Here is a 5561-nt window from a genome sequence, read left to right as displayed (position 1 = left end):
CGGCTGGCAGCAGACTGAATTGCCCGGTTCTTTAACAACCAACAACCGATAAGTGTGGGCACTTGATGAAGTGCGCCGGCGGCAACGCCGGATGCTCAACTATTAAGCAAGTGCTCACAACAAAGAAGTAGAACGATTCGCAAGAATCGGTCTGTCAGTATTTTGAGTGAGCGACGGTTCTTCGGAACCTGCCAGCAATGGCACAAAACAGAGATTGAACTGAAGAGTTTGATCCTGGCTCAGATTGAACGCTGGCGGCATGCCTTACACATGCAAGTCGAACGGCAGCACGGACTTCGGTCTGGTGGCGAGTGGCGAACGGGTGAGTAATATATCGGAACGTGCCCTGGAGTGGGGGATAACTAGTCGAAAGACTAGCTAATACCGCATACGATCTATGGATGAAAGTGGGGGATCGCAAGACCTCATGCTCGTGGAGCGGCCGATATCTGATTAGCTAGTTGGTGGGGTAAAAGCCTACCAAGGCATCGATCAGTAGCTGGTCTGAGAGGACGACCAGCCACACTGGGACTGAGACACGGCCCAGACTCCTACGGGAGGCAGCAGTGGGGAATTTTGGACAATGGGGGCAACCCTGATCCAGCAATGCCGCGTGAGTGAAGAAGGCCTTCGGGTTGTAAAGCTCTTTTGTCAGGGAAGAAACGGTTCTGGCTAATATCCGGAGCTAATGACGGTACCTGAAGAATAAGCACCGGCTAACTACGTGCCAGCAGCCGCGGTAATACGTAGGGTGCGAGCGTTAATCGGAATTACTGGGCGTAAAGCGTGCGCAGGCGGTTGTGCAAGACAGATGTGAAATCCCCGGGCTCAACCTGGGAATTGCATTTGTGACTGCACGGCTAGAGTGTGTCAGAGGGGGGTAGAATTCCACGTGTAGCAGTGAAATGCGTAGAGATGTGGAGGAATACCGATGGCGAAGGCAGCCCCCTGGGATAACACTGACGCTCATGCACGAAAGCGTGGGGAGCAAACAGGATTAGATACCCTGGTAGTCCACGCCCTAAACGATGTCAACTAGTTGTCGGGTCTTAATTGACTTGGTAACGCAGCTAACGCGTGAAGTTGACCGCCTGGGGAGTACGGTCGCAAGATTAAAACTCAAAGGAATTGACGGGGACCCGCACAAGCGGTGGATGATGTGGATTAATTCGATGCAACGCGAAAAACCTTACCTACCCTTGACATGGCAGGAATCCCGGAGAGATCCGGGAGTGCTCGAAAGAGAACCTGCACACAGGTGCTGCATGGCTGTCGTCAGCTCGTGTCGTGAGATGTTGGGTTAAGTCCCGCAACGAGCGCAACCCTTGTCATTAGTTGCTACGAAAGGGCACTCTAATGAGACTGCCGGTGACAAACCGGAGGAAGGTGGGGATGACGTCAAGTCCTCATGGCCCTTATGGGTAGGGCTTCACACGTCATACAATGGTACATACAGAGGGCCGCCAACCCGCGAGGGGGAGCTAATCCCAGAAAGTGTATCGTAGTCCGGATTGGAGTCTGCAACTCGACTCCATGAAGTTGGAATCGCTAGTAATCGCGGATCAGCATGTCGCGGTGAATACGTTCCCGGGTCTTGTACACACCGCCCGTCACACCATGGGAGCGGGTTTTACCAGAAGTAGGTAGCTTAACCGCAAGGAGGGCGCTTACCACGGTAGGATTCGTGACTGGGGTGAAGTCGTAACAAGGTAGCCGTATCGGAAGGTGCGGCTGGATCACCTCCTTTCTAGAGATATGCACAGAGTTGGGTGTCCACACTTATCGGTTGTTCGGCAAAACGAAGAACAGTCAAAACACACCGTCAGGTCATGAAGTGATCGGTACAGGCAGCGATGCATGTGCGGGGTCTGTAGCTCAGCTGGTTAGAGCACCGTGTTGATAACGCGGGGGTCGTTGGTTCGAGCCCAACCAGACCCACCAGTCAAGCGCAGTGAAGAAGTCGTGGCACGTAATGGCAAGTCCCCGGGGGTTTAGCTCAGCTGGGAGAGCACCTGCTTTGCAAGCAGGGGGTCGTCGGTTCGATCCCGTCAACCTCCACCATTCATCTGACCGTGACGGCAGCAAGGTGCAAACGTAAGTCAGTGCAGGCCAACAGGCCAGGCATGCGATTTAGGTTTGATCATTGCGATCGATGAGGCTGTATTCGTTCTTTAACAAAGTGGAAGAAGTAGTAAAGATCAATGTAATTCGCAATGGGCGTTAATCTGGCAGTAAGCAGGTTAGCAAGCATTGCTGGGTTGTGATTGTATCGAAACAAACATGCATCAAATGAAACACAGCGCTTGCCTTGACGTCTTTGGAGTTTGACTCCAGAGGTCAACGTTATAGGGACAAGTGACTAAGTGCACATGGTGGATGCCTTGGCGATTACAGGCGATGAAGGACGCAGTAGCTTGCGATAAGCTGCGGGGAGCTGGCAAACGAGCTTTGATCCGCAGATGTCCGAATGGGGAAACCCGGCCCGCAAGGGTCATCGCATACTGAATACATAGGTATGCGAAGCGAACGCGGCGAACTGAAACATCTAAGTAGCTGCAGGAAAAGAAATCAACCGAGATTCCCAAAGTAGTGGCGAGCGAAATGGGAGCAGCCTGCAAGATTTAGCAGTCGTGATAGTGGAATGCTCTGGAAAGTGCGGCCGTAGCGGGTGATAGCCCCGTACACGAAATCATGGTTGTGGAACTAGGCTTGCGACAAGTAGGGCGGGACACGTGAAATCCTGTCTGAACATGGGGGGACCATCCTCCAAGGCTAAATACTCGTAATCGACCGATAGTGAACCAGTACCGTGAGGGAAAGGCGAAAAGAACCCCGGAAGGGGAGTGAAATAGATCCTGAAACCGTGTGCATACAAACAGTCGGAGCCCCTTCGTGGGGTGACGGCGTACCTTTTGTATAATGGGTCAGCGACTTACATTCAGTGGCGAGGTTAACCGCATAGGGAAGCCGTAGAGAAATCGAGTCCGAACAGGGCGACAGTCGCTGGGTGTAGACCCGAAACCAAGTGATCTACTCATGGCCAGGATGAAGGTGCCGTAACAGGTACTGGAGGTCCGAACCCACTAATGTTGAAAAATTAGGGGATGAGCTGTGGGTAGGGGTGAAAGGCTAAACAAACTTGGAAATAGCTGGTTCTCTCCGAAAACTATTTAGGTAGTGCCTCAAGTATCACCATCGGGGGTAGAGCACTGTTATGGCTAGGGGGTCATCGCGACTTACCAACCCATTGCAAACTCCGAATACCGATGAGTGCGAGCTTGGGAGACAGACGTCGGGTGCTAACGTCCGGCGTCAAGAGGGAAACAACCCAGACCGCCAGCTAAGGTCCCAAAGATTGGCTAAGTGGAAAACGAAGTGGGAAGGCTAAAACAGTCAGGAGGTTGGCTTAGAAGCAGCCACCCTTTAAAGAAAGCGTAATAGCTCACTGATCGAGTCGTCCTGCGCGGAAGATGTAACGGGGCTAAGCCAGTCACCGAAGCTGCGGATATGACGTAATTCGTTACGTCATATGGTAGGAGAGCGTTCTGTAAGCCTGCGAAGGTGTCTTGTAAAGGATGCTGGAGGTATCAGAAGTGCGAATGCTGACATGAGTAGCGATAATGGGGGTGAAAAGCCCCCACGCCGTAAGCCCAAGGTTTCCTGTTCAACGTTCATCGGAGCAGGGTGAGTCGGCCCCTAAGGCGAGGCAGAGATGCGTAGCTGATGGGAAGCAGGTTAATATTCCTGCACCGTCGTGTGATGCGATGGGGGGACGGATCGCGAATGGTTGTCCGGGTGTTGGATGTCCCGGTTCTTGACTTGTAGAAGGCCCTTAGGCAAATCCGGGGGCGTAATTCAAGGGGTCGAGACCAGCGGCTTTAAGCTGCGAAGCAATCGGAAGTGGTTCCAAGAAAAGCCTCTAAGCTTCAGTCACACGAGACCGTACCGCAAACCGACACAGGTGGGCGAGATGAGTATTCTAAGGCGCTTGAGAGAACTCGGGAGAAGGAACTCGGCAAATTGGTACCGTAACTTCGGGATAAGGTACGCCCTGGTAGCTTGACTGGCCTGCGCCAGAAGGGTGACGGGGTTGCAATAAACTGGTGGCTGCGACTGTTTAATAAAAACACAGCACTCTGCAAACACGAAAGTGGACGTATAGGGTGTGACGCCTGCCCGGTGCTGGAAGATTAAATGATGGGGTGCAAGCTCTTGATTGAAGTCCCAGTAAACGGCGGCCGTAACTATAACGGTCCTAAGGTAGCGAAATTCCTTGTCGGGTAAGTTCCGACCTGCACGAATGGCGTAACGATGGCCACACTGTCTCCTCCCGAGACTCAGCGAAGTTGAAATGTTTGTGATGATGCAATCTACCCGCGGCTAGACGGAAAGACCCCATGAACCTTTACTGTAGCTTTGCATTGGACTTTGAACCAATCTGTGTAGGATAGGTGGGAGGCGATGAAACCGTGGCGCCAGCTGCGGTGGAGCCAACCTTGAAATACCACCCTGGTTTGTTTGAGGTTCTAACCTTGGTCCGTTATCCGGATCGGGGACAGTGCATGGTAGGCAGTTTGACTGGGGCGGTCTCCTCCCAAAGTGTAACGGAGGAGTTCGAAGGTACGCTAGGTACGGTCGGACATCGTGCTTATAGTGCAATGGCATAAGCGTGCTTAACTGCGAGACTGACAAGTCGAGCAGGTACGAAAGTAGGACATAGTGATCCGGTGGTTCTGTATGGAAGGGCCATCGCTCAACGGATAAAAGGTACTCTGGGGATAACAGGCTGATTCCTCCCAAGAGTTCATATCGACGGGGGAGTTTGGCACCTCGATGTCGGCTCATCACATCCTGGGGCTGTAGCCGGTCCCAAGGGTATGGCTGTTCGCCATTTAAAGTGGTACGTGAGCTGGGTTTAAAACGTCGTGAGACAGTTTGGTCCCTATCTGCCGTGGGCGTTGGAAGTTTGAAGGGGGCTGCTCCTAGTACGAGAGGACCGGAGTGGACGAACCTCTGGTGTACCGGTTGTCACGCCAGTGGCATTGCCGGGTAGCTAAGTTCGGAAGAGATAACCGCTGAAAGCATCTAAGCGGGAAACTCGCCTTGAGATGAGACTTCCCGGGAGCTTGACTCCCCTAAAGGGTCGTTCGAGACCAGGACGTTGATAGGCTGGGTGTGGAAGCGCAGTAATGCGTTAAGCTAACCAGTACTAATTGCCCGTGCGGCTTGTCCCTATAACCTTGATGGTGCATAGCGGCGCTGTGTGGTGCGTGACGTTCGATACTCACAACCTGCAAGACAAGACATTGATCGTTGCATCGCCTGCCTGCCATGTGCAGGCGCGATGCGGCTGCTTCTTCCCTTTGGGTTGGATGTGGCGTGTGCCAGGCGAGAAGCCGGCCGCGCGACAGACAACCGACAAGTCATGCCTGATGACCATAGCGAGTTGGTACCACCCCTTCCCATCCCGAACAGGACCGTGAAACGACTTTGCGCCGATGATAGTGCTGCAACCAGTGTGAAAGTAGGTCATCGTCAGGCTGTTATTAGAAAACCCCCGG

General features: G+C 53.1%; 2 tRNA genes and 3 rRNA genes. All 5 read left to right on the top strand.

From position 1 onward, the window contains the following. Positions 1-216 precede the first annotated feature (216 nt). Positions 217-1747, top strand: a 16S ribosomal RNA gene (locus IGW04_RS25375). 117 nt (positions 1748-1864) lie between these two features. Further along, positions 1865-1941: transfer RNA gene (locus IGW04_RS25370), tRNA-Ile, on the top strand. Positions 1942-1985: 44 nt separating this feature from the next. Then, positions 1986-2061 (top strand) — tRNA-Ala (locus IGW04_RS25365). A 288-nt stretch (positions 2062-2349) separates the two neighbouring features. Then, positions 2350-5234: ribosomal RNA gene (locus tag IGW04_RS25360) — 23S ribosomal RNA — on the top strand. A gap of 194 nt (positions 5235-5428) precedes the next feature. Continuing rightward, positions 5429-5541, top strand: a 5S ribosomal RNA gene (gene rrf, locus IGW04_RS25355). The 16S, 23S and 5S rRNA genes sit together here with 2 tRNA genes alongside, the layout of an rRNA operon. Positions 5542-5561 lie beyond the last annotated feature (20 nt).

Origin of the sequence: Noviherbaspirillum soli, from assembly GCF_015352955.1 — a bacterium.
GTDB classification, from domain to species: Bacteria; Pseudomonadota; Gammaproteobacteria; order Burkholderiales; family Burkholderiaceae_D; genus Noviherbaspirillum_A; species Noviherbaspirillum_A soli.
Note: the sequence above shows the minus strand (reverse complement) of the source record. Positions and strands in the feature narration are given on the sequence as shown.